Below are 22,691 nucleotides of genomic sequence, written 5' to 3' on the forward strand. Positions count from 1 at the left end.
GCCCGGCTGGCGGGATCCCGCCACGTGTCCCGCTTGTCCACCATCAGGACGCCTGGTAGTCACCGCCCCGCCCGCCGGTACGGTAGGCGGGTGGCCAAGCCCCTCGCACTCGACTTCGACCCGATCGCACGCGCCGACGAGCTCTGGACCCGCCGCTGGGGCGGGGCCCCCTCGATGGCGGCGATCACCTCGATCATGCGCGCCCACCAGATCCTGCTGTCCCGGGTGGACGCGGTGCTCAAGCCGTACGGGTTGACCTTCGCCCGTTACGAGGCGCTGGTGCTGCTCACCTTCAGCCGCACCGGGGAGCTGTCGCTCTCCAAGATCGGCGAGCGGTTGATGGTCCACCCGACGAGCGTCACCAACACCGTCGACCGCCTGGAGCGGGCCGGCCTGGTCGCCCGCCGTCCCAATCCGCTGGACGGCCGGGGCGTGCTCGCCGCGATCACCGACCGCGGGCGCGGGGCCGTGGAGGAGGCCACCCGGGAGCTGATGGCGATGGAGTTCGGCCTGGAGGAGTACGGCGAGGAGCAGTGCCGCGAGGTCTTCGAACTGCTGCGGCCGCTGCGGATCTCCGCCGGCGACTTCACCGAGCCGGACGGGCCGGGTGCCGACGGGCCGGGTCTCGACGGGCCGGTGCCGGCCGGGGCGGCGTCGGACGCGTAGCCGCCGGACGCGCGGCCGCAGGCCGGGCCGGGGTGCACGCGCCGCGGTGCGCGCGCCGGGGCGGTGCGGGTACGGGAGCGGGGGCGGCACGGGCGCGGGCGTGAGGGCGGCTACCCTCGTCTGAGCGGTGCGCGGATCCGGACGCGCCGCCCGACCGGCCGAGCGAGGCGATGAGAAGTATGAAGGCGACCCCCCTGCTGGGCTGGTACCGGGCCCTGGCGATCGCGACCGGTGTGGCGCTGCTGGTGTTCTGCGGCTTCATGGTCGCGAAGTACGGCTTCTCCACCGCCGAGGACGTCACCACCTACGTCGCGATGCTGCACGGCTACCTCTACATCGGGTACTTCGTGGTGACCTTCCTGCTCGGCCAGAAGCTGAAGTGGCCGCTCGGCCGCCTGGTCTTCACGCTGGCCGCCGGCTGCATCCCGCTCGCCTCCTTCTTTGCAGAGCGCCGCGTGGTGCGCGAGGCCGCCGAGGCGCTGCCCGCCGCGGGCGCCCGCCAGCCGGCCGGCGTCTGAGCCCCGCCCGCGCGTTCCGCCGGAGCCCCTCCCCCGCTGCGGGGGAGGGGCTCCGGTGTTTTTCCGCAGCTCCCCGGGGTGCTCCCCGCGCGCCGCGCCCACGCGGGGCCGGGGACCATCGACAATTACTAGGACGTCCGAGTAAATTACTAGGACGTCCTAATAGCTGTGCCGCCCCGGTGCCGTGGCGGCCGTACGGAGCGGAGTTCGGGGTCATGGACGCCGAGGAGATCGAGAGCGGCCGGCAGCGCTGGCAGCAGCGGTACGACAGCGCGCGCAAGCGGGACGCGGACTTCACCACGCTCTCCGGCGACGAGGTCGAGCCGGTCTACGGCCCGCCCGCCGGGCAGGCGTACGAGGGCTTCGAGCGGATCGGCTGGCCTGGCGAGTACCCCTACACCCGCGGCCTGCACCCCACCGGCTACCGCGGGCGGACGTGGACCATCCGCCAGTTCGCCGGCTTCGGGAACGCGCAGCAGACCAACGAGCGCTACCGGATGATCCTGGAGGCCGGCGGCGGCGGCCTCTCGGTCGCCTTCGACATGCCCACCCTGATGGGCTACGACTCCGACGACCCGAAGTCGCTCGGCGAGGTCGGCCACTGCGGCGTCGCGATCGACTCGGCCGCCGACATGGAGGTGCTGTTCAAGGGCATCCCGCTCGGCGAGGTCACCACCTCGATGACGATCAGCGGCCCCGCCGTGCCGATCTTCTGCATGTACCTGGTGGCCGCCGAGCGCCAGGGCGTCGACCCGGCCGTGCTCAACGGCACCCTGCAGACCGACATCTTCAAGGAGTACATCGCCCAGAAGGAGTGGCTCTTCGCCCCCGAGCCGCACCTGCGCCTGATCGGCGACCTGATGGCGTACTGCGCCGAGGGCATCCCGGCGTACAAGCCGCTCTCGGTCTCCGGCTACCACATCCGCGAGGCCGGGGCGACGGCCGCGCAGGAGCTCGCGTACACGCTGGCGGACGGCTTCGCGTACGTGGAGCTGGGCCTGTCCCGCGGCCTGGACGTGGACGTCTTCGCGCCCGGCCTCTCCTTCTTCTTCGACGCGCACCTGGACTTCTTCGAGGAGATCGCCAAGTTCCGCGCCGCCCGCCGGATCTGGGCCCGCTGGATGCGCGACCGCTTCGGTGCCCGGACCGACAAGGCGCAGTGGCTGCGCTTCCACACCCAGACGGCCGGCGTCTCGCTGACCGCCCAGCAGCCGTACAACAACGTGGTGCGCACCGCGGTCGAGGCCCTGTCGGCCGTCCTCGGCGGCACCAACTCGCTGCACACCAACGCGCTGGACGAGACCCTGGCGCTGCCCTCCGAGCAGGCCGCCGAGATCGCGCTGCGCACCCAGCAGGTGCTGATGGAGGAGACCGGCGTCGCCAACGTGGCCGACCCGCTGGGCGGTTCCTGGTACGTCGAGGCACTGACCGACCGGATCGAGGCGCAGGCCGAGGCGATCTTCCAGCGGATCCTGGACAAGGGCCGGGAGGACCACGAGATCGGCCCGATCACCTCGGGCATCCTGCGCGGCATCGAGGAGGGCTGGTTCACCGGCGAGATCGCCGAGGCCGCCTTCCAGTACCAGCAGTCGGTGGAGAAGGGCGAGAAGCGGGTCGTCGGCGTCAACTGCCACCCGCGCAGCGTCACCCCCGAGCTGGAGATCCTGCGGGTCAGCCACGAGGTCGAGCGCGAGCAGGTCCGGGTGCTGGCCGACCGCAAGGCGGGCCGGGACGAGGCCGCGGTCCGGGCCGGGCTGGACGCCATGCTGGCGGCGGCCCGCTCCGGCGAGTCGATGATCCCGCCGATGCTGGACGCGGTGCGGGCCGAGGCCACCCTGGGCGAGATCTGCAACGCCCTGCGCGACGAGTGGGGCACCTACCGGGAGTCGGCCACCTTCTGATCCCTCCCGCACGCCGAGAACCGCCCCGCAGAGCCTCTGCGGGGCGGTTCTCGCGTCGTACGGGCGGTGACCGGGCCCCCGGGGGCTCAGGTGTCGATCAGGCTGGGGAAGGGGCCCAGCAGCAGGTTGGTGAAGCGCCGGGTCCACTCCGCGGTGACCGGCTCGCCGCTCACCAGGATCCGGTGCTCCACGGTGCCCGCGATGGTGTCGAAGATGATGTCGACCTCCTCGCAGGCGGCGAGGGCGTCGCCGTCCGGGTCGAGCTCGCCGCGCGCCTGGGCGGCGGCCCGGCCCTGGCGGACCAGGTGCTTCTGCGGGTCCACGATCGACTCGCGGATCCGCCGGCGCAGTTGCGGGTCCCGGGTGCCCTCGGCGAACAGCGCGAGCAGCGCGGCCTGGGTCTCCGGGCGGGCCAGCAGGTCGGCGAACTGGCCGACCACCGCCTCGATGTCGGCGCGCAGGCTGCCGAGGTCGGGCATCACCAGGTCGTCGAAGAGGCTGGCGACCGCGTCGACCACCAGCTCGTTCTTGGACGGCCAGCGGCGGTAGAGGGTGGTCTTGGCGACCTTGGCGCGGGTGGCGACGTGGCCCATGGTCAGCCCGCCCCAGCCGAGTTCGGCCAGGGTCTCGCGGGTGGCGTCCAGGATCGCGCGGTCGGCGGCGACGCTGCGCGGCCGGCCCTTGGCGCGGGTGGTGGCGCCCTCCGGCCCGGGGGCGTCCTCCGGGCGGGGGTCGACCGGTGGCCCGGCGTCCGGGGTCGAGGGTGGCTGGGGGGCCGACACCGGGCCTCCTTGCGGTCTACCGGTAAGTAACTTGGGTGGGGCTGGTAACGGTAGCGACAAATCGCCCTCCAGGTCAGCCGGGCCGGACGGGAAAGTGGGGCAGCTCACGTCCCGGGAAGTCCACCGGGGGTTGCGGCGGGGGCACTCGGTGCAGTTACGCTACGACTCGTAGCGAAAGAAGCGACGACCAGGGCGCCGTCACCCGTGGGACGGGAACGGCGCGGGGCGCGGATGGGGATCCGCGCCGAACGGTTCAGGCTACCGGGGGGAGGGCTCCCCGACCGGGGGAAACCGGCGCCGCACAGCCCGTGCGGTGCGACTTTCCCGGCCGTTGGCGCCCGACACCCGCGCGGACGGGGGAGGATGGTGCCATGCAGCCACGGAATTCGCGTCTCAACAGCTCCGCCCTGCGCGGTGCGGTCGACCTCGCCGCAGTGAAGGCGGCCGGTGAGGCCGCTCAGAAGGCCGAGCAGGCCAGGGCCGAGCGGGCCCGTCAGGCGTCCGCCGCGGAAGCGGCGGGAGAGGTCCCCGCCGGGGGCGGCTACCCGCTCGTCATCGATGTCACCGAGGACACCTTCGAGGCCGAGGTCGTCCAGCGCTCCACCGAAGTGCCGGTGGTCATCGACTTCTGGGCCGAGTGGTGCGGCCCCTGCAAGCAGCTCAGCCCGATCCTGGAGCGCCTGGCGGAGGAGTACGCCGGCCGGATCGTCCTCGCCAAGATCGACGTCGAGGCCAACCCGCTGCTCTCCCAGCAGTTCGGCATCCAGGGCATCCCGGCCGTGATGGCCGTGGTCGCCGGCCAGCTGGTCCCGCTGTTCCAGGGCGCCGAGAGCGAGACCAACGTCCGCAAGGTGCTGGACCAGCTGATCCTGGTCGCCGAGCAGCGCTTCGGCGTGGTCGGCACCGGCGAGGCGGGCGCGGTCGGCTCCGCGCCGGCGGCCCCGGTACGCCCGGAGGACCCGGCGCTGTCCGCCGCGCACGACGCGCTGGACCGCGGCGACCTGGGCGGCGCCGTCCAGGCCTACGAGAACGTGCTCGCCGACGACCCCGGCAACACCGAGGCCAGGCTCGGCCTGGCCCAGGCGCAGCTGCTGCGCCGGGTGGAGGGCCTGGACCCGCAGGCGGTCCGTCACGCCGCCGCGGCCGACCCCAAGGACGTCGCGGCCCAGCTGGACGCCGCCGACCTGGACCTGGTGGGCGGTCACGTCGAGGACGCCTTCGGGCGCCTGGTCGACACCGTCGGCCGCACCTTCGGCGAGGACCGCGACACCGCGCGGCTGCGCCTGCTGGAGCTGTTCGAGGTGATCGGGGCCGAGGACCCGCGGGTCACCGCGGCCCGTCAGGCGCTGGCCCGCGTCCTGTTCTGATCCCGCGTCCGGCGGGCCGTCCGGGCCCGCCGTTGGCACGGCGTGTGACCTGCGGTGTCGCTGGTGATTTGGCGACATTACGGGCAGCCCGCCGGAGGTTTACCAAATCTTGACAACACCCGTGGACGGTCACCCTTGGTGGCCGTCCACGGGTGTTTCGCTGGCGTTTCCGGAGGATTTCTCCGTCACGAAACCTTCAATCCATGACTCTGGGTGACCAATCCGCCGGTTCCATGATCGCTGCCACCTGATGTTGGATTACCCGTCAGTAATGCACCCCTTGTGCTTCGCCCGGGATTCAAGCAGCATCGGCGACGCCCGGTCCCCAACTCTCCATCTCCCGACAGCCGGTCGGTGAAGCGGAGGTAGGGATCCCCGCCGGGCAGCCGTCGGCTCCGGCCGCCGGCAGAGGGCAGGGGGGTATCCGCGGTCCCACGGCGGTTCCTGTCCTTCGTACGGCCGCGCTGCCCGCGCGGTCGCTGGTTGTCGCTCGGGGGGTGGTCGCCGGTTGTGCCACGGCGCTCTCCGCTACCGAGGACGTAGCTCTCTCCCATCCCAGGCCCCCACCGGTGCGGGACGCACCGCACGGGAGCCGGAGATGTACGTCCCAGAAGGAGGACACGCATGTCCCAGACCTTTGGCAAGACCCGCTGGAAGCGCTTCGCCCTGGTGATGGTGCCGAGCCTCGCGGCCACCGCCGCGGTCGGCGTCGCCCTGGCCAACAACGCGCTGGCGGCCTCGTTCAGCGTCTCCGGCCAGAGCTTCAAGGTCACCGCCCAGGAGCTGCACGGCGAGAAGTTCGTGCAGTTCGGGTCGATCGACGCCGAGACCAACGGCACCCCGCACCCGGTCGCCATCTCCGCCTTCGACAAGGCGAAGATCAAGGGCCTGTGCCAGTCGGTCGTCACCGACCCCAACGTCATCCCGGGCCTGCCCTGGAAGCTTCCGAAGATCACGCTGCGCCTCGAGGCCGGCAACACGGACGACACCACCAAGCAGGTCGAGGCCACCAACCTGCTGATCGACCTCGACCAGCTGCAGGCCGACGCGACCTTCACCAACATCAACATCGGTCAGGACGCGTCGACCGTGAAGACCGAGGCGACCAAGGACTGGAAGTCCCCGCTCGGCCACGGCAAGCCCTCGGGCGCCGTCGGCTTCGCCCAGGCCGCCGAGAAGGCCGACCTGACCGACGTCAAGCAGACCGCCTGGGCCACCTCGGCCGGCACCTTCAAGCTCAACGGCCTGAAGCTCAACCTGCACACCGACGGTGGTCACGAGTGCTACTAGGCCGTTGACGGCCTGAGCGCCGCGACGACGGGGACGGGCCGGTCGGGCCCGCCGTCGTGACGGCATCCCGGGGGGACCGGGAGCGGTGAGTGTGCGCACCGCTCCCGGTCCCACCCATCCCTTTTTCTCCCTCGTTCACACCATCGAGGAGCTGCACGTGTCCAGCGCCCTTGCCGAATACCGGCCCGCCGAGCACGAGAACCCCGTCCAGTGGCTGCGTCGGGCGTTCCGTACCTTCCGCCGGACCCGGCCGTACTACGGCGGACTGCTGGCCATGTTCGCCGGCGTCCCGATCCTCTACTTCCCGTACGCCAAGCTGTCCCTCGGCGGCATGACGGTCTCCATGTCCACCACGGCCGGCGCCGGTTCGCTGATCATCGGCGTCCTGCTGATCGTGCTCGGGCTGACCGCCTGGTTCCAGCCGGCCATCCGGATCTTCGCGGGTGTCGCGACCACGCTGCTCACCCTGGTGGCCATCCCGGTCTCCAACCTGGCCGGTTTCGGCCTGTCGCTGCTGCCCGGCCTGATCGGCGGCGGACTGATGATCGCGTGGGCCCCGCTGCCGCCGAAGCCGGCGGTCGAGGAGGCCGACGAGGCCGAGGCGGGGACGGCCGAGCGCACCGCGACCGAGCAGGAGCCGCCCACCGACGTCCTGCCGGTCGTCCCGGAGCAGGCGGCCCTCCCGGAGCCGGGCGCGCAGCCGACCCTCCACCTGGAGAAGCCCGTTTCCGCCGAGGGCGGCATCCCGCAGCAGCCCGGTGGTCCGAAGGAGGTCCGGTGACCGAGCAGGAGTCGCCGAGGCTGCCCGAGCAGCGCTCGGCCCGCCATGCGGCACCCCGCACGCCGGTGCGGATACGGCTGCGCGGGCGCGCGCTGGCCATGGCCGCGGTGCCCACCGCGCTGCTGATGGCCGCCGCCTACACGCCGACCACGGCCGCCGCCGACCCGGCCGTGGGCAAGCCCTGCGCCACCGCCCCGGACGCCCCGCCGGTGATCGCGGAGACGCCGGTGCCCAAGAGCGAGCTGCCGCCGCCGGTGCCCGCTCCCACCGGGGCGCCGACCGGCGCCGCCACCGCGGCCCCGAGCGCGCCCGCCCCGCAGACCCCGGCCACGCCGGCCACCCCGCCCGCCGCGGAGCCGAGCACCGCGACGCCGTCCGCGGCCGTCGCCCAGCCGGTCCCGGCACTCGCCCCGGTCTCCACGGTCCGGACCGGGATCATCGACGACATCGTGGGCGGCATCAACGACCTGATCCACCCGGGCAGTTCGCCGTCCCCGGCGCCGGCCGCCGCGGAGGTCCGTCCGGCGGTCGCCCCGGCCCTGCCGGCGGCCCCGGCGCCCTCGGCCGGCACACCGAGCTCCGCGCCGAGCCCGAAGGCGTCCGGCAGGGCCACCGCCCAGCCGACGACCCAGTCCTCGGCGAAGCCCACGGCGAAGTCCACGACCAAGGCGCCGGCGAAGTCCTCGGCCCCGGCCACGCCGTCGGCCACCGCCACGCCGAGCGCCGACCCGAACTGCCAGGTCGACATCAGCGCCCTGAAGGCGGCCGGCAGCGCGGACAACCCGATCCTGGTGCCGGACCAGAACTGGACGCTGCAGACCACCCGGCTGGCGCTGCACGGCTCCCGCTTCATGGGCGTGGTCGAGGTGAGGACGCCGACCACCACCAAGCGGGTGCTGAAGTTCGTGGTGGACACCGTGGAGATCGACAATCTCGACATGTCGACCCTGGAGGGCAACGGCAAGACCTTCCACGTCAAGGGCGGCCCGGGCACCACGTCCACGATGCGCAAGGGCCCGGTCACCATGTACGTGGAGCGGCTCTCCGGCCACCTCTCCGGGATCATCGGCCTGCCGATCCCGATCGACCTGGGCGAGATCACCCTCACCCCGGACACCCTGCCGCAGTGGCTGTACGACCTGATCGGCGCCTTCCCGATCCCGCTGGACATGGAGCTCAAGGGCGTCACCGCGGTCCAGTCCGGCCAGTTCGGCGGCACCCTGACCATCCCGGGGATGCGGATGTTCAACGACGACGCCCCGTACGTCGGCGCCAAGTAGCCCGCCGGGCGGCCGAGACGCGAACGGCCCCCGCACCGTCCCAGGTGCGGGGGCCGCCTCGTGTCCGCGACGGGTCAGTCGCGGCTGCCCAGGTGGTGCACCTGGACCATGTTGGTGTTGCCGGGGATGCCGGGCGGGGAGCCGGCCGTGACGATGACGGTGTCGCCCTCGTCGAGCTCGCCGATGCGCAGCAGCTCGCGGTCGACCTGGGCCACCATCTCGTCGGTGGAGCCGACCTGCTCGGTCACGTACGCCTCGACGCCCCAGCTCAGCGAGAGCTGGTTGCGGGTCGCGGTGTCCGGGGTGAAGGCGATCACCGGGATCGGCGAGCGGTAGCGCGACAGGCGGCGGGCGGTGTCACCGGACTTGGTGAACGCGACCAGCGCCTTGCCGTTGAGGAAGTCGCCCAGCTCGCAGGCGGCGCGGGCGATCGAGCCGCCCTGGGTGCGCGGCTTGCGGCCCGGGTTCAGCGGCTGGAGGCCCTGGGAGAGCAGCTCCTCCTCGGCCTTCTCGGCGATCCGGCTCATGGTCCGGACGGTCTCGACCGGGTACTTGCCGACGCTGGACTCGGCGGAGAGCATGACCGCGTCGGTGCCGTCCAGGATGGCGTTGGCGACGTCGGAGACCTCGGCGCGGGTCGGGCGCGAGGCGTGGATCATCGACTCCATCATCTGGGTGGCGACGATGACCGGCTTGGCGTTCCGGCGGGCGAGCGTGATCAGCTGCTTCTGCACCAGCGGCACGCGCTCCAGCGGGTACTCGACGGCGAGGTCGCCGCGGGCCACCATGATCGCGTCGAAGGCGAGGACGATCTCCTCCATGGCCTCGACGGCCTGCGGCTTCTCGATCTTGGCGATGACCGGCACGCGGATGCCGACCTCGTCCATGACCTTGTGGACGTCCTCGATGTCGGCCGCGTTGCGGACGAAGGACAGGGCGACCATGTCGACGCCCAGCTCCAGGGCGAAGCGCAGGTCCTCCTTGTCCTTCTCGGACAGGGCGGGCACGTTCACGGCCGCGCCGGGGAGGTTGATGCCCTTGTTGTTCGAGAGCACGCCGCCCTCGACGACGACGGTCTTCACCCGGGGGCCGTCGACGCTGACGACCTCCAGGGCGATGACGCCGTCGTTGATCAGGACCGGGTCGCCGGGCTTCACGTCGCCGGGCAGGCCCTTGTAGGTGGTGCCGCAGATGTGCTGGTCACCGGGCACGTCTTCGGTGGTGATGGTGAACTCGTCGCCGTTGTCGACGGTCACCGGGCCGTTGGCGAAGGTCGCCAGACGGATCTTGGGACCCTGGAGGTCGGCAAGGACGCCGATGGCCTTGCCGGTGTCCTCCGAGACCTGGCGGACCTTGCGGTACCGCTCCTCGTGGTCCGCGTGGTTGCCGTGGCTCATGTTCAGTCGGGCGACGTTCATGCCCGCCTCGACGATGGCCTTCAGCTGTTCGTAGGAGTCCGTGGCCGGACCCAGGGTGCAGACAATTTTCGCTCGGCGCATATGGGTCAGTCTATCCGTTCGTGTTATAGGGGCATTCGGCACGAATCGCGAGAAATCGCCGACGAAGCGTCCCGAGGAGTGGGACGACGGGGTGTCAGTCCCCGGACGAGCGGTGCACCAGGGCGAACGCCTGCTGGGCGATCTCCAGCTCCTCGTCGGTGGGCACCACGGCGACCGCCACCCGCGCGTACGGCGGCGAGATGATCCGGGCCTCCCCGGAGCGCACCGCGTTCAGCTCCGGGTCCACCTCGATGCCCAGCCCCTCCAGGCCGGCGGTGGCCGCCGCGCGCACCGGGGCGGCGTTCTCGCCGACCCCCGCGGTGAAGGCGACCACGTCCACCCGGCCGAGCACCGCGTAGTAGGCGCCCAGGTACTTGCGCAGCCGGTGGACGTACGTACGGAAGGCCAGGTCGGCGGCCTCGTCGCCGTCCTCGGCGCGGCGCATGATCTCGCGCATGTCGTTGTCCCCGCACAGGCCCAGCAGGCCGCTGCGGCGGTTCAGCAGGTCGTCGATCTCGTCGACCGACAGCCCGCCGACCCGGTGCAGGTGGAACACCACGCCCGCGTCGATGTCGCCGGAGCGGGTGCCCATGACCAGGCCCTCCAGCGGGGTCAGGCCCATCGAGGTGTCCACGCAGACCCCGCCGGCCACCGCCGAGGCCGAGGCGCCGTTGCCCAGGTGCAGCACGATCACGTTGACCTCGGCCGGATCCTTGCCGAGCAGCCGCGCCGCGGCCCGCGAGACGTACTGGTGGGAGGTGCCGTGGAAGCCGTAGCGGCGCACCCGGTGCTCGTCGGCGACCGCGGTGTCGATGGCGTACCGGGCGGCGTGCTCGGGCAGCGTGGCGTGGAAGGCGGTGTCGAAGACCGCGACCTGCGGCAGGTCGGGGCGCAGCGCGCGGGCCACCTCGATGCCGGTGATGTTGGCCGGGTTGTGCAGCGGGGCGACCGGGACCAGCCGGCGGATCTCCCCGAGGACCTCGTCGGTGATCACGGTCGGCGCGGTGAAGCGCTGCCCGCCGTGCACCACCCGGTGGCCGATCGCGACGAGCTCGGGGGAGTCCAGGCCGAGGCCGTCGGCGGCGAGCTCCCCGGCGACGGCCTTGAGCGCCGCGCCGTGGTCGGCGAAGACCTGGAGCTCCTCGCGCCGCCCGCCGGTCCGCGGGGTGTGCAGCAGCCGCCCGTTGGCCTCGCCGATCCGCTCGACCAGGCCGGACGCCAGCCGGGAGCCGTCGAGCATGTCGATCAGCTGGTACTTCACCGACGAGGAGCCGGCGTTCAGAACGAGTACTCGCGTACCTTCACTCACTGCTCACGCGCTCCTGGGACTGGATCGCGGTGATCGCGACCGTGTGGACGATGTCCTCGACCAGCGCGCCGCGCGACAGGTCGTTGACCGGCTTGCGCAGACCCTGCAGGACCGGGCCGACCGCCACCGCGCCCGCCGAGCGCTGGACGGCCTTGTAGGTGTTGTTGCCGGTGTTGAGGTCCGGGAAGACCAGCACGGTGGCCCGCCCGGCGACCGGCGAGCCGGGCAGCTTGGTCGCCGCGACGTGCGGGTCCACCGCCGCGTCGTACTGGATCGGGCCCTCCACCAGGATGTCCGGGCGCAGCTCGCGCACCAGCTCGGTGGCCTTGCGGACCTTGTCCACGTCCGCACCCGAGCCCGAGGTGCCGGTGGAGTACGAGAGCATCGCGACCCGCGGCTCCACGCCGAACTGCGCGGCGGTGGCGGCGGACTGGATGGCGATGTCGGCCAGCTGCTGGGCGTCCGGGTCGGGGTTGACCGCGCAGTCGCCGTACACCAGGACCCGGTCGGCCAGGCACATGAAGAACACCGAGGAGACGATCGCGGCGCCCGGCGAGGTCTTGATCACCTCGAAGGCGGGCCGGATGGTGGCGGCGGTGGAGTGCACCGCGCCCGAGACCATGCCGTCGGCGATGCCCTCCTGGACCATCAGGGTGCCGAAGTAGCTGACGTCGGTGACCACGTCCATGGCCCGCTCGACGGTCATCCCCTTGTGCGCGCGCAGCTTCGCGTACAGCTCGGCGAACTGCTCGCGCAGCGGGCTGGTCGCCGGGTCCACCACGCGCACCTGGACGCGGTCCACCGTCGGGTCTTCGGGCGGCAGGGTGATGCCCAGGCCCGCGGCGCGGCGGCGGACGGCGTCCGGCTCGCCGAGCAGGGTGAGGTCGCAGATGTTGCGGCGCAGCAGGATCTCGGCGGCGCGCAGCACCCGCTCCTCGGTGCCCTCGGGCAGGACGACGTGCCGGCGGTCGGCCCGGGCGCGCTCCAGCAGCGCGTGCTCGAACATCATCGGGGTGACCCGCTCGGAGCGGCTCAGCTCGATCCGGCTGGTCAACTCGACGGTGTCGACGTGCAGTTCGAACAGACCGAGGGCGATCTCGGTCTTCCGCGGGCTGGCCGGGCCGAGCCGGCCCTCCAGATGGGTGAGGGCGGCGGCGGTGGGCCAGCTGCCCTCGGGGACCATCGCGACCGGGGTGCCGGGTGCGAGCCGGGCGGCGAGCGCCATGACGTTGGGCCCGGGGTGCTGGCCGAGGGTGAGCAGCACGCCGGCGATCGGCGGGGCCCCGGCGGCGTGCGCGGCCAGCGAGCCGATCAGCAGGTCGGCGCGGTCCCCGGGGGTGACCACCAGCGCGCCCTCGGTCAGCGCGTCCAGGAAGGTCGGCAGCATCGCGCCGCCGAAGACGAAACCGCGCACGTCCCGGGCCAGGCCCGCCGCGTCACCGGTCAGCAGCTCGGCCCCGGTGGCCTCGACCAGCTGCGCGACGGTCGGCGCGGCGAGCGCGGGCTCCTCGGGGATCACGTACGCGGGGATCGGCAGCTTCTCGGTGAGCGTGCGCTGGATGCGCTGCTTGGCGCCCGGCACGACCCGGTTGGCCACCATCGCGAGGGTGGCGCAGCCCAGGTCGGTGTACGCGCGGTGGGCGTTGCGGACCTCCGCGACCACGGCCTGCGCGTCCTCGCCGTGGCCGCCGACCACGGGCAGCACCGCGGCGCCGAACTCGTTGGCCAGCCGGGCGTTGAAGGCCAGCTCGTCGGGGATGTTGGTGCCGGCGAAGTCGGTGCCGAGCACCAGGACCGCCTGGCAGCGCCGCTCCAGCGCCCGGAACCGGTCGACCAGCACCGAGACCAGCTCGTCCTGGCCCTGCGCCGCCTGCAGCGCGGCGGCCTCCTCGTACGTCAGCCCGTACATCGCGTCGGCCGGCAGGTCCAGCCGGTACCGGGCCCGCAGCAGCTCCACGACGTGGTCGGAGCCGCCCTCTCCGGGGGAATGCGCGTGCACCAGCGGCCGGAACACCCCGACCCGGTCCACCTGGCGGGTGAGCAGTTCCATGACCCCGAGCTCGACCGCCTGCCGGCCGTCCCCCCGGTCGATCCCGGTCACGTACACGCTGCGCGCCACGTGGTCGCTCCGTCCCATCGTCTCGGCAAGTGGTCATCTCGACCATACATTCGCCCTCCGCGCATCCGCCCGCATGAGGCCCGCGCACCAGGAAGAAGGGACGAAGAGGGGACGAAAGGCCCTACGCGGGTCCCTGGTACGTGGGACCACCGGCGAGTTCGACGGAGACGCCGTGCGGGGTCTCGGTGATCCAGGCGTGGATCACGCGGCGGTCGATCAGCCAGCCGTTGGGGTGCTCCAGCCGGCCGCCCGGCCCCGGGGTCCAGCCGTCGGAGAGGAGCCGGGCGCGCAGGCGGGCGGCGACCTCGGCGGGTGGGAGGTCCGCGGCGCCGCGGACCGTGAGGGTGCGCAGGCAGCCGGCGAGGGCGCAGCCGCGGTCGGGCCCGGAGTCGGTCCCGACGGTGAGGTCCGCGGGCAGGGAGAGCGCCGCGGGATTCGGCTGGAAGCCCTCGTACGCGGAGAACGGGTAGAGGAGGAACACGGCGAACGCCCCGACCAGGGCGCAGGCGCCGAGCGTGACGGCCGAGCCGCCGACCCGGTGGCCCTCGTCCGCGGGACGGGGGCCGAGCGAGCGCCGCTCGACCAGCGCGCCCGCTGTCATCAGCAGGCCGGTCAGGACGGGGTACGCCAGATAGAGCTCGGCCTCGGCGCGCAGGAACAGCCGGTCGTTCCAGAGCGCGACCACGGCCGCCGCGTACGCGAGCAGCGGTACCGCGACGACGGCCCCGACCGTGCGGGTGCGGGCCAGCGCGGCCCAGCAGCCGAGCGGTGCCAGGACGTACAGCCACCCCAGGATCTCGAACACGCAGGCCCCCCACTGCTGACGTTCAGTCTCGGTGGGGAGCCTAGGGCCGGCCGGGGCGCAGGACAACGCCCCGGCCGGCCTCCCGGTTCGTTCCCGGACGGACGTCAGGCCGGGCGGAGCCAGAGGGTGGCGAGCGGGGGGAGGATCAGTTCGGCACTGCGGGGCTGGCCGTTCCACTCGACGGGTTCGGCCTTGACCGGGCGGGAGTTGGTGACGCCGCCGCCGCCGTACCGTTCGGCGTCGGTGTTGAGGGCCTCCTCCCAGAGCTGGTCGCGGCCGGTGAGGGCGGGCAGGCCGACGCGGTGGCCGTGGCGGACCACGGGGGAGAAGTTGCAGACGGCGACCAGCGGGGTGCCGTCGGCGGCGTACCGGACGAAGGAGAGCAGGTTGTCCTCGGCGGCGCCGCCGTCGAGCCAGCGGAAGCCGTCGGGGGTGGTGTCCTGCTCCCAGAGGGCGGGGGCGTCGCGGTAGGTCCGGTTGAGGTCGCGGACCAGGCGGCGCACGCCCTCGTGGCCGTCGGCGGCCGGCCAGCCCTCGTCGAGCACCCACCACTGCGGGCCGCTCTCGTGGTCCCATTCGGCGCCCTGGGCGAACTCCTGCCCCATGAAGAGCAGTTGCTTGCCGGGGTGGGCCCACATGAAGCCGAGGTAGGCGCGGTGGTTGGCGCGCTGCTGCCACCAGTCGCCGGGCATCTTGGAGACCAGCGCCTGCTTGCCGTGCACCACCTCGTCGTGCGAGATGGGCAGGATGTAGTTCTCGGAGTAGGCGTACACCATCGAGAAGGTGATCTCGTTGTGGTGGTATTTGCGGTGCACCGGCTCCTTGGACATGTAGACCAGCGAGTCGTGCATCCAGCCCATGTTCCACTTCAGGCCGAAGCCCAGGCCGCCGCTGTCGGTGGGCCGGGTGACGCCGTCCCAGGCGGTGGACTCCTCGGCGATGGTGACCACGCCGGGGCAGCGGCGGTAGACGGTGGCGTTCATCTCCTGCAGGAACGAGGCCGCGTCCAGGTTCTCCCGGCCGCCGTACCGGTTGGGCGTCCAGGCGCCGCCCTCGCGGGAGTAGTCGAGGTAGAGCATCGAGGCGACGGCGTCCACCCGCAGGCCGTCGATGTGGAACTCCTCGCACCAGTACACCGCGTTGGCGACCAGGAAGTTGCGGACCTCGGTGCGGCCGTAGTCGAACTCCAGGGTGCCCCAGTCGGGGTGCTCGGCGCGCAGCGGGTCGGCCGGCTCGTACAGCGGCTCGCCGTCGAAGCGGGCGAGGGCGAAGTCGTCCTTGGGGAAGTGCGCGGGCACCCAGTCGACGATGACGCCGATGCCGTGCCGGTGCAGGGTGTCGACCAGGTGCCGGAAGTCGTCGGGGCCGCCGAGCCGGGCGGTGGGGGCGTAGAAGCCGGAGACCTGGTAGCCCCAGGAGCCGCCGAAGGGGTGCTCCATGACCGGCATGAACTCCACGTGGGTGAAGTGCAGGTCCTTCAGGTAGCCGGGCAGCACCTCGGCGATCTGCCGGTACGTGGTGAGGTCGGGCCGCCAGGAGGCCAGGTGCAGCTCGTACACCGACATCGGCGCCCGGTGGTGCGGGGCGCTGCGGGCCCGGCGGGTCATCCACTCGTCGTCCTGCCAGACGTACGAGGAGTCGGTGACCACCGAGGCGGTGCCGGGCGGGCACTGGGTGGCCCGGGCCAGCGGGTCGGCCTTGTCGAGCACCCAGCCCTGGCGGGTGTGGATCTCGTACTTGTACTGGGTGCCCTCGCCCAGGCCCGGGACGAACAGCTCCCAGATCCCGGAGGAGCCCAGCGAGCGCATCGGGTGGCCGGTGCCGTCCCAGTGGTTGAAGTCGCCGATCAGCCGGACGCCGACCGCGTTGGGCGCCCAGAGCGCGAAGGCGGTGCCGGCGACGCCGTCGACGGTGCGCACGTGGGAGCCGAGCGCCCGCCAGAGCTGTTCGTGGCGGCCCTCGGAGATCAGGTGCAGGTCGAGCTCGCCGAGGGTGGGCGGGGTGCGGTAGCCGTCGTGCTGGGCCAGCGGCTCGCCGCCGGGGTAGGTCACCAGCAGCCGGTAGTCGGGCACCCGCGGGCCGGCCAGCAGACCGGTGAACAGGCCGCTGTGCTGATGGGTGAGCTCGACCCGGCCGTGCGCGGTCTCCACCACCACCCGCTCGGCGAACGGGCGCAGCACCCGCAGCGCGGTGCCGCCGTTGACCGGGTGGGCGCCGAGCAGCGCGTGCGGGTCGTGGTGCTGTCCGGAGACCAGCCGGTCCACCTCGGCCGGCGGCAGCGGGGCCTCCGGAAGCCGCAGCATCCCGTCCGCGGCGGGGACCGCCGCCGGGGGGACGGCGGCGGTGGGCCCCTTCGGGCCGGGCGCCTTCCGGCCGGCCCCCTGGACGCCGGACCCTTGGCCGCCGGCCGTCCGGGCGTTGGCCGCGTGGGTGCCGGGCCCCTGGGTGCCGGACCCTCCGGCGGCCCGGGGTGCGGCCGGGCGGGCGGCCGCCGGTGGCCGGGGCGCGGCCCGCCGGGCCGTCACGGGCTCGCGCTTGGGGGAGTCCGTGCCCCGGGCCAGGAAGGTGGCGGGCACGGTGCGGTCGGGGCGGCCGGGCGGATCGAGCGGCGTCACGGCGGGGTCCTCCTGGGGGACGGGCTTTCCGTGGGCGGTCTGGGGGCGGGGCGGACGACGGGGGAGAGGGGAGGGCCGCGTCAGACGGTGAGCGCGAGCCGGTTGATCGCGGCGAGCGGGATGGGCAGCCAGCCGGGCCGGTGGCGGGCCTCGTACACCACCTCGTAGACCGCCTTGTCGATCTCCAGCGCGCGCATCAGCTCCGGGGAGGCGGCCGGGTCGGTGCCCCCGCCGGCGGTGTAGCCGGCGCAGAAGGCGGTGCGGTTGCGCTGGGCCCAGGCGGCGGCCAGGTGGGCGAGCTCGGGGTCGGGCGGGCCGCCGGCCAGCAGGTGGGCGGCGGCGTAGTCGAAGGAGCGCAGCATCGCGGCGACGTCGCGCAGCGCGGTCTGCGGCTCGCGGCGTTCGGCGACGGACTTGGCGGGCTCGCCCTCGAAGTCCAGCAGCACCCAGCCGTGCGGGGTGCGCATGGCCTGGCCGAGGTGCAGGTCGCCGTGGATGCGCTGGACCGGCATGCCGTCCGGGTGGGCGTCGGCGAGCTGCTGGAAGGCGGTGCGCAGGGCGGCCCGGTAGCGCATCAGGCCGGGGACGGCGGCCACGGCGCTGTCCAGCCGGTCGGCCATGGCGGTGGCCAGCTGCCGGGTCTGGGTGCGGTCGAGGCGGGCGACCGGCATCGAGCGGGCGAGCACCCGGTGCACCTCGGCGGTGGCGCGGCCGAGCCGGTGGGCCTCGATGGCGAAGTTGCCGGGCGAGGGGTCGCCCTTGAGCCGGCCGACCTGGTCCAGGGCGAGCTCCCAGCCGTCCTCGGCCTCGGGCAGGTAGCGCTGGAGCAGTCCGAGGGTGGCGGGCTCGGCGCGCTCCAGCCGGCTCTCGAACCAGGCGGCGACCCGGGGGATGCGGGTGGAGCCGGCCCGGGAGAGCGCGAGGGAGAGTTCCAGGTCGGGGTTGGTGCCGGGGTGGATGCGGCGGAACAGCTTGAGGATGAAGGAGGTGCCGTAGATGACCGAGCTGTTGGACTGCTCGGCGGTGGAGGCGCGGCCGGGCAGGTTGGCGGGCAGCCCGGGGCCGGGGGTGCGGCGGAAGGACAGCGAGCCGAACCGGTCGCCGGTGGCGAGGTGCTCCAGCAGCCGCCCGGTCAGCTCCGGGTCGTGCACCGCGTCGTAGAGCACGGCGCCGTCGTGCGGGCCCTGGTTGAGCCGGCCGAGCACGGCGGTGGGCTCGATGCCGGACGGCTCGCCGGAGCGGGTGCCGAGCAGCAGCTGGTAGATGTCGCCGTGGGGCGCGCCGGTGGTGGCGTGCTCGACCCGCAGCAGCAGGTGCAGCAGGGCGGGGTCGCCGACCTGGAGCGGGGTGCCGACCACCGGTGTCAGACCGGTGATGGCCCGGCCCTTGCCGGCGTACCAGCGCTGGGTGGGGAGCCACTCGGCGATCAGCGGCAGGGCCGCCTGGACGAGTTCGCTGACCCCCAGCGCGGTTCTCCGGACCCCGGTGGAGCGCGTGCCCACCGTTCCGGCGGGGCCGGTGGGGGTGTCGCGGTGCACATGGGCTTGAGAACGGGAGGTTTCGGACATGACTCCCTTTCCCCGGAAGCGGGCGGACTGCCCGACGGGTCTGGCCGGGTCCGTCAGTCTTCCGGATTTCGGCGGCGCGGCGGCGACGGCACGCGAGCGGCGCTCGGGTGTCACGCCTTCGTGTGGGTGGCCGTTGGGCTGTTCTCCGTACGCGGTGGTACGCGGTGGTGCGCGGTGGTGCAGAGAACTCCGGGGGCGCGGGAGAGGTCGAACTCGCGCCCCCGGAGGGTTCGGTGGTGCTCGTGTGGGGTGGTGCGGGGATCCTGGCGGATCGTTACTTCGGGCGCCTGGTCCCGCTCAGCCGCGGGGGCTTGCGGAGCTGGAACCAGTAGAAGCCGTGGCCGGCGAGGGTCAGCAGGTACGGCCACTCACCGATCGAGGGGAAGCGCACCCCGCCGATCAGCTCGACCGGGTACCGCCCGCCGTACTGCCGCAGGTCCAGTTCGGTCGGCTGCGCGAACCGCGAGAAGTTGTTCACGCACATGACCAGGTCCCCCTCGTGCTCGCGCACGAAGGCCAGCACCGCGGGGTTGCTGGAGGGCAGTTCCGTGTACGTGCCGAGTCCGAACGCCGGATTGAGCTTGCGGATCTCGATCATGCGACGCGTCCAGTGCAGCAGGGAGCTCGAACTGCTCTGCTGCGCTTCGACGTTGGTCACCTGGTAGCCGTACACCGGGTCCATGATGGGCGGCAGACTGAGCCTGCCCGGGTCGGCGGAGGAGAAACCCGCGTTGCGGTCCGGCGTCCACTGCATCGGGGTGCGCACGCCGTCCCGGTCGCCGAGCCAGATGTTGTCGCCCATGCCGATCTCGTCCCCGTAGTAGAGCACCGGGGAACCGGGCAGGGAGAGCAGCAGGGCGGTGAACAGCTCGATCTGGTTGCGGTCGTTCTCCAGCAGCGGGGCGAGCCGGCGCCGGATGCCCACGTTGGCGCGCATCCGCGGGTCCTTGGCGTACTCCGCGTACATGTAGTCGCGCTCCTCGTCGGTGACCATCTCCAGGGTCAGCTCGTCGTGGTTGCGCAGGAAGATGCCCCACTGGCAGCCGTGCGGGATCTTCGGGGTCTTGGCGAGGATCTCCGAGACCGGGTAGCGGGACTCCCGGCGGACCGCCATGAAGATCCGCGGCATCACCGGGAAGTGGAACGCCATGTGGCACTCGTCGCCGCCCGAGGAGAAGTCGCCGAAGTAGTCGACGACGTCCTCCGGCCACTGGTTGGCCTCGGCCAGCAGCACGGTGTCGGGGTAGTCGGCGTCGATCTCCTTGCGGACCCGCTGGAGGAACTCGTGGGTCTCCGGGAGGTTCTCGCAGTTGGTGCCCTCGCGCGCGAACAGGTACGGCACGGCGTCCAGCCGGAAGCCGTCGATGCCGAGGTCCAGCCAGAACCGCAGCCCGGCGACCATCTCGTCCTGGACCCGGGGGTTGTCGTAGTTCAGGTCCGGCTGGTGCGAGAAGAACCGGTGCCAGAAGTACTGCTTGCGCACCGGGTCGTAGGTCCAGTTGGAGGTCTCGGTGTCGACGAAGATGATCCGGGCGTCCGGGTACTGCTTGTCGTCGTCGGCCCACATGTAGAAGTCGCCGTACGGGCCGTCCGGGTCCTCCCGGCTGGCCTGGAACCACGGGTGCTGGTCGCTGGTGTGGTTCATCACGAAGTCGATGATCACGCGCATGCCCCGGGCGTGCGCCGCGTCCACGAACTCCATGAAGTCGGCGAGGTCGCCGAACTCCGGGAGCACCGACTTGTAGTCGGCCACGTCGTACCCGCCGTCGCGCAGCGGCGAGGCGAAGAACGGCGGCAGCCAGAGGCAGTCGACCCCGAGCCACTGGAGGTAGTCGAGCTTGGCCGTGAGCCCCTTGAGGTCCCCGACCCCGTCGCCGTTGCTGTCCTGGAAGGACCGCACCAGCACCTCGTAGAAGACCGCACGTTTGAACCACTCGGGGTCCAGGTTCTTCTTCGAGGTCTCGGCGAAGGTGTCGTGGACGGGCTCGTTCACTGTCACGCTGGGTTCCTCCGAACCGTGAGGAGGTGAGCCGGCTCGGCTGAGGGATCGAGCCGGACGTAGTTGTGCCGGCCCCAGGTGTAGGCGGCGCCGGTGAGCTCGTCGTGGACCGCGAAGGGCCCGTCGCCGTCGAGGGTGACGGTGGCCTCCTGCACGTGGCGCGGGTCGAGGTTCACCACGGTGATCACGTGGTCGGTGAGGCCGTCGGGCGTGGTGGCGGTCTTGGAGAAGGCGAGCACCTGGTCGTTGTCGGTGGGGTGGAAGGTGAGGCCGCGCAACTGCTGGAGGGCCGGGTGGCGCCGGCGGAGCCGGTTCAGCACGGTCAGCAGCGGGGCGAGGGTGTCGGTACGGCTCCAGTCGCGCGGGCGCAGCTCGTACTTCTCGGAGTGCAGGTACTCCTCCGAGCCCGGGTGGGCCGGCTCGTTCTCGTACAGCTCGTAGCCGGCGTAGACGCCGAAGCTGGGCGAGAGGGTGGCGGCCAGGACGGCGCGGACCGCGAACGCGGCCCGCCCGCCGTGCTGGAGGTACTCGTGCAGGATGTCCGGGGTGTTGGCGAAGAAGTTGGGCCGCATGTAGGCGGCCGCGTCACCGCTGAGTTCGGTGAGGTACTCGGTGAGTTCGTTCTTGGTGGTGCGCCAGGTGAAGTACGTGTACGACTGGTGGAATCCGATCTTCCCCAGGGTGTGCATCATCGCGGGGCGGGTGAACGCCTCCGCCAGGAAGAGGACGTCCGGGTCGGTGCGGGCGATGTCGGCGAGCACCTTCTCCCAGAACAGCACCGGCTTGGTGTGCGGGTTGTCGACCCGGAAGATCCGTACTCCGTGCGACATCCAGAATCGAAGGATCCGGATGGTTTCCTTGACGATTCCATCGAAGTCCTGATCGAAGTTGATCGGGTAGATGTCCTGGTACTTCTTCGGCGGGTTCTCGGCGTACGCGATGGTGCCGTCGGCGCGGCGGCTGAACCACTCCGGGTGCTTGTTGACCCACGGGTGGTCGGGCGAGCACTGCAGGGCGAAGTCCAGCGCCACCTCCAGGTGCAGCGAGGCGGCCTCGGCGACGAAGTGGTCGAAGTCCTCGACGGTGCCCAGGTCCGGGTGGACCGCGTCGTGGCCGCCCTCCGGCGAGCCGATCGCCCACGGGGAGCCGACGTCGTGCGGACCGGCCGTCAGGGTGTTGTCCGGGCCCTTGCGGAAGGCCCGTCCGATCGGGTGCACCGGCGGCAGGTACACCACGTCGAAGCCCATCGCGGCGACGGCCGGCAGCCGCTCGGCGGCCGTGCGCAGCGTCCCCGGTACGGGCGGCTGGACGCCGGTCGGGTCGACCACCGCGCCCTCGGAGCGCGGGAAGAACTCGTACCAGGAGCCGTACAGCGCCCGCTCGCGGTCCACCTGGAGCGGCAGCGGACGGGAGGCGCTCACCAGTTCGCGCAGCGGGTACCGGGCCAGCAGGTCCATGACCTCGGGGGCGAGCGCGGCGGCCAGCCGGGACAGCGGCGGCAGACCGGTGTCGCGCAGCGCGTCCACCGCGGCCAGCACGTGCGCCCGGCCCTCCTTCTTGGGCACCCCGCCCGCGGCGCGCTCCAGCAGCAGGGCGCCCTCCTCCAGCACCAGCGCGGTGTCGATCCCGGCCGGCAGCTTCACCGCGGCGACCTTCCGCCAGGTGGCGACCGGGTCGCTCCAGGCCTCCACCAGGTACGACCAGCGGCCCGGCGCGGTCGGCGTCACATGGGCGCCCCAGCGGTCGCTGCCCTCCGCCAGCTCGCGCATCGGCGTCCACGGGCCGCTGCGCCCGCGCGGGTCGCGCAGCACGACGTTGGCGTTCACCACGTCGTGGCCTTCGCGGAAGACCGTGGCGGTGACCTGGAAGGTCTCGCCGACCACGGCCTTGGCCGGGCGGCGGCCGGCGTCTACGAGGGGGCTGACGTCCAGGACGGGGATGCGGCCGATCACGGTGTCGCTCTCTGTCGTCTTGCGGGCGGCTGGTTTGGCGGTCCTGCTGGTCTTGGCGGTGCTGCCGGAGGCGGGCTTCGCGGTGCCCGCGGCGGCCGGCTTCGCGGCGGCCCCGGCGGTGGTGGCCCTCGCGGTCGTGGCCTTCGCGGCGGTCCTCGTACCGGCCCTGGCGGGGGCCTTCGCGGTGGCCCCGGTCGCGGTGGCCTTCGCCGCGGTCCGGGCGGCGGCGCCGCCGGTGCC

The 22,691-nt window shown here is 72.6% G+C and carries 17 protein-coding genes; 8 read left to right on the forward strand and 9 right to left on the reverse strand.

Features of this window, described 5'->3' with window-relative positions:
• Positions 1-90: 90 nt before the first annotated feature.
• From ACWEQL_RS07815 to ACWEQL_RS07825, 3 genes are all read left to right on the forward strand, one after another.
• Entirely contained in the window at positions 91-666 is a 576-nt protein-coding gene (locus ACWEQL_RS07815) for a MarR family winged helix-turn-helix transcriptional regulator (protein ID WP_452149299.1), read from the forward strand.
• Positions 667-845: 179 nt separating this feature from the next.
• Positions 846-1,184, forward strand: a complete 339-nt coding sequence (locus ACWEQL_RS07820; RefSeq protein WP_452149300.1) for a DUF3817 domain-containing protein — start codon at positions 846-848, stop codon at positions 1,182-1,184.
• Positions 1,185-1,399: 215 nt separating this feature from the next.
• On the forward strand, positions 1,400-3,085 hold the full coding sequence (locus tag ACWEQL_RS07825; RefSeq protein WP_452149301.1) for an acyl-CoA mutase large subunit family protein: 1,686 nt from the start codon (positions 1,400-1,402) through the stop codon (positions 3,083-3,085).
• 86 nt (positions 3,086-3,171) lie between these two features.
• Here the strand turns inward: ACWEQL_RS07825 and ACWEQL_RS07830 are convergent, their stop codons facing one another.
• Positions 3,172-3,867 (reverse strand): TetR/AcrR family transcriptional regulator, encoded by a 696-nt coding sequence (locus ACWEQL_RS07830; RefSeq protein ID WP_452149302.1) that lies wholly within the window; start codon positions 3,865-3,867, stop codon positions 3,172-3,174.
• A 371-nt stretch (positions 3,868-4,238) separates the two neighbouring features.
• Between ACWEQL_RS07830 and ACWEQL_RS07835 the strand changes: the two genes are divergently transcribed.
• The 4 genes from ACWEQL_RS07835 to ACWEQL_RS07850 all read left to right on the forward strand — a co-directional run bounded on the left by ACWEQL_RS07835 (position 4,239) and on the right by ACWEQL_RS07850 (position 8,585).
• Positions 4,239-5,234, forward strand: coding sequence for a tetratricopeptide repeat protein (locus tag ACWEQL_RS07835; protein WP_452149303.1), 996 nt, complete (start codon positions 4,239-4,241; stop codon positions 5,232-5,234).
• A gap of 624 nt (positions 5,235-5,858) precedes the next feature.
• Entirely contained in the window at positions 5,859-6,524 is a 666-nt protein-coding gene (locus tag ACWEQL_RS07840) for a DUF6230 family protein (protein ID WP_452149304.1), read from the forward strand.
• A 157-nt stretch (positions 6,525-6,681) separates the two neighbouring features.
• Entirely contained in the window at positions 6,682-7,305 is a 624-nt protein-coding gene (locus ACWEQL_RS07845; RefSeq protein ID WP_452149305.1) for a DUF6114 domain-containing protein, read from the forward strand.
• Positions 7,302-8,585 carry a hypothetical protein gene (locus ACWEQL_RS07850; protein ID WP_452149306.1) on the forward strand — a complete coding sequence of 428 codons (1,284 nt, stop codon included), beginning with the start codon at positions 7,302-7,304 and terminating at the stop codon, positions 8,583-8,585. Before ACWEQL_RS07845 ends, ACWEQL_RS07850 begins: the two co-directional genes overlap by 4 nt.
• 74 nt (positions 8,586-8,659) lie before the next feature.
• On the opposite strand, the gene pyk is transcribed toward ACWEQL_RS07850, so the two are convergent.
• From pyk to ACWEQL_RS07890, 8 genes are all read right to left on the reverse strand, one after another.
• Positions 8,660-10,084: a pyruvate kinase gene (pyk, locus tag ACWEQL_RS07855; RefSeq protein WP_452149307.1), complete on the reverse strand. Its 1,425-nt coding sequence runs from the start codon at positions 10,082-10,084 to the stop codon at positions 8,660-8,662.
• A gap of 94 nt (positions 10,085-10,178) precedes the next feature.
• Positions 10,179-11,393 carry an acetate kinase gene (locus tag ACWEQL_RS07860; protein ID WP_452149308.1) on the reverse strand — a complete coding sequence of 405 codons (1,215 nt, stop codon included), beginning with the start codon at positions 11,391-11,393 and terminating at the stop codon, positions 10,179-10,181.
• Positions 11,386-13,512, reverse strand: a complete 2,127-nt coding sequence (gene pta / locus ACWEQL_RS07865; RefSeq protein ID WP_452149309.1) for a phosphate acetyltransferase — start codon at positions 13,510-13,512, stop codon at positions 11,386-11,388. The genes ACWEQL_RS07860 and pta overlap by 8 nt, the downstream gene beginning before the upstream one ends.
• 121 nt (positions 13,513-13,633) lie before the next feature.
• Positions 13,634-14,317: a hypothetical protein gene (locus ACWEQL_RS07870; RefSeq protein WP_452149310.1), complete on the reverse strand. Its 684-nt coding sequence runs from the start codon at positions 14,315-14,317 to the stop codon at positions 13,634-13,636.
• Positions 14,318-14,421: 104 nt separating this feature from the next.
• Positions 14,422-16,932, reverse strand: a complete 2,511-nt coding sequence (gene glgB / locus ACWEQL_RS07875; RefSeq protein WP_452149311.1) for a 1,4-alpha-glucan branching protein GlgB — start codon at positions 16,930-16,932, stop codon at positions 14,422-14,424.
• A gap of 80 nt (positions 16,933-17,012) precedes the next feature.
• On the reverse strand, positions 17,013-18,500 hold the full coding sequence (locus tag ACWEQL_RS07880; protein ID WP_452149312.1) for a maltokinase N-terminal cap-like domain-containing protein: 1,488 nt from the start codon (positions 18,498-18,500) through the stop codon (positions 17,013-17,015).
• 274 nt (positions 18,501-18,774) lie between these two features.
• Entirely contained in the window at positions 18,775-20,499 is a 1,725-nt protein-coding gene (gene treS / locus ACWEQL_RS07885; RefSeq protein WP_452149313.1) for a maltose alpha-D-glucosyltransferase, read from the reverse strand.
• Positions 20,496-22,451, reverse strand: a complete 1,956-nt coding sequence (locus ACWEQL_RS07890) for an alpha-1,4-glucan--maltose-1-phosphate maltosyltransferase (protein ID WP_452149314.1) — start codon at positions 22,449-22,451, stop codon at positions 20,496-20,498. The genes treS and ACWEQL_RS07890 overlap by 4 nt, the downstream gene beginning before the upstream one ends.
• Positions 22,452-22,485: 34 nt before the next feature.
• Here ACWEQL_RS07890 and ACWEQL_RS07895 point away from each other — a divergent pair.
• Positions 22,486-22,691: hypothetical protein (locus tag ACWEQL_RS07895; RefSeq protein WP_452149315.1), on the forward strand; the 206-nt coding region annotated here is incomplete at its 3' end.

This window comes from Kitasatospora sp. NPDC004240, assembly GCF_053603215.1.

Coding starts and splice junctions, on each gene's coding strand:
- ACWEQL_RS07840 (WP_452149304.1), top strand. CDS start 5,859: ATGTCCCAGACCTTTGGCAAGACCCGCTGGAAGCGCTTCGCCCTGGTG.
- pyk (WP_452149307.1), bottom strand. CDS start 10,084: ATGCGCCGAGCGAAAATTGTCTGCACCCTGGGTCCGGCCACGGACTCC.
- ACWEQL_RS07825 (WP_452149301.1), top strand. CDS start 1,400: ATGGACGCCGAGGAGATCGAGAGCGGCCGGCAGCGCTGGCAGCAGCGG.
- ACWEQL_RS07880 (WP_452149312.1), bottom strand. CDS start 18,500: ATGTCCGAAACCTCCCGTTCTCAAGCCCATGTGCACCGCGACACCCCC.
- ACWEQL_RS07820 (WP_452149300.1), top strand. CDS start 846: ATGAAGGCGACCCCCCTGCTGGGCTGGTACCGGGCCCTGGCGATCGCG.
- ACWEQL_RS07835 (WP_452149303.1), top strand. CDS start 4,239: ATGCAGCCACGGAATTCGCGTCTCAACAGCTCCGCCCTGCGCGGTGCG.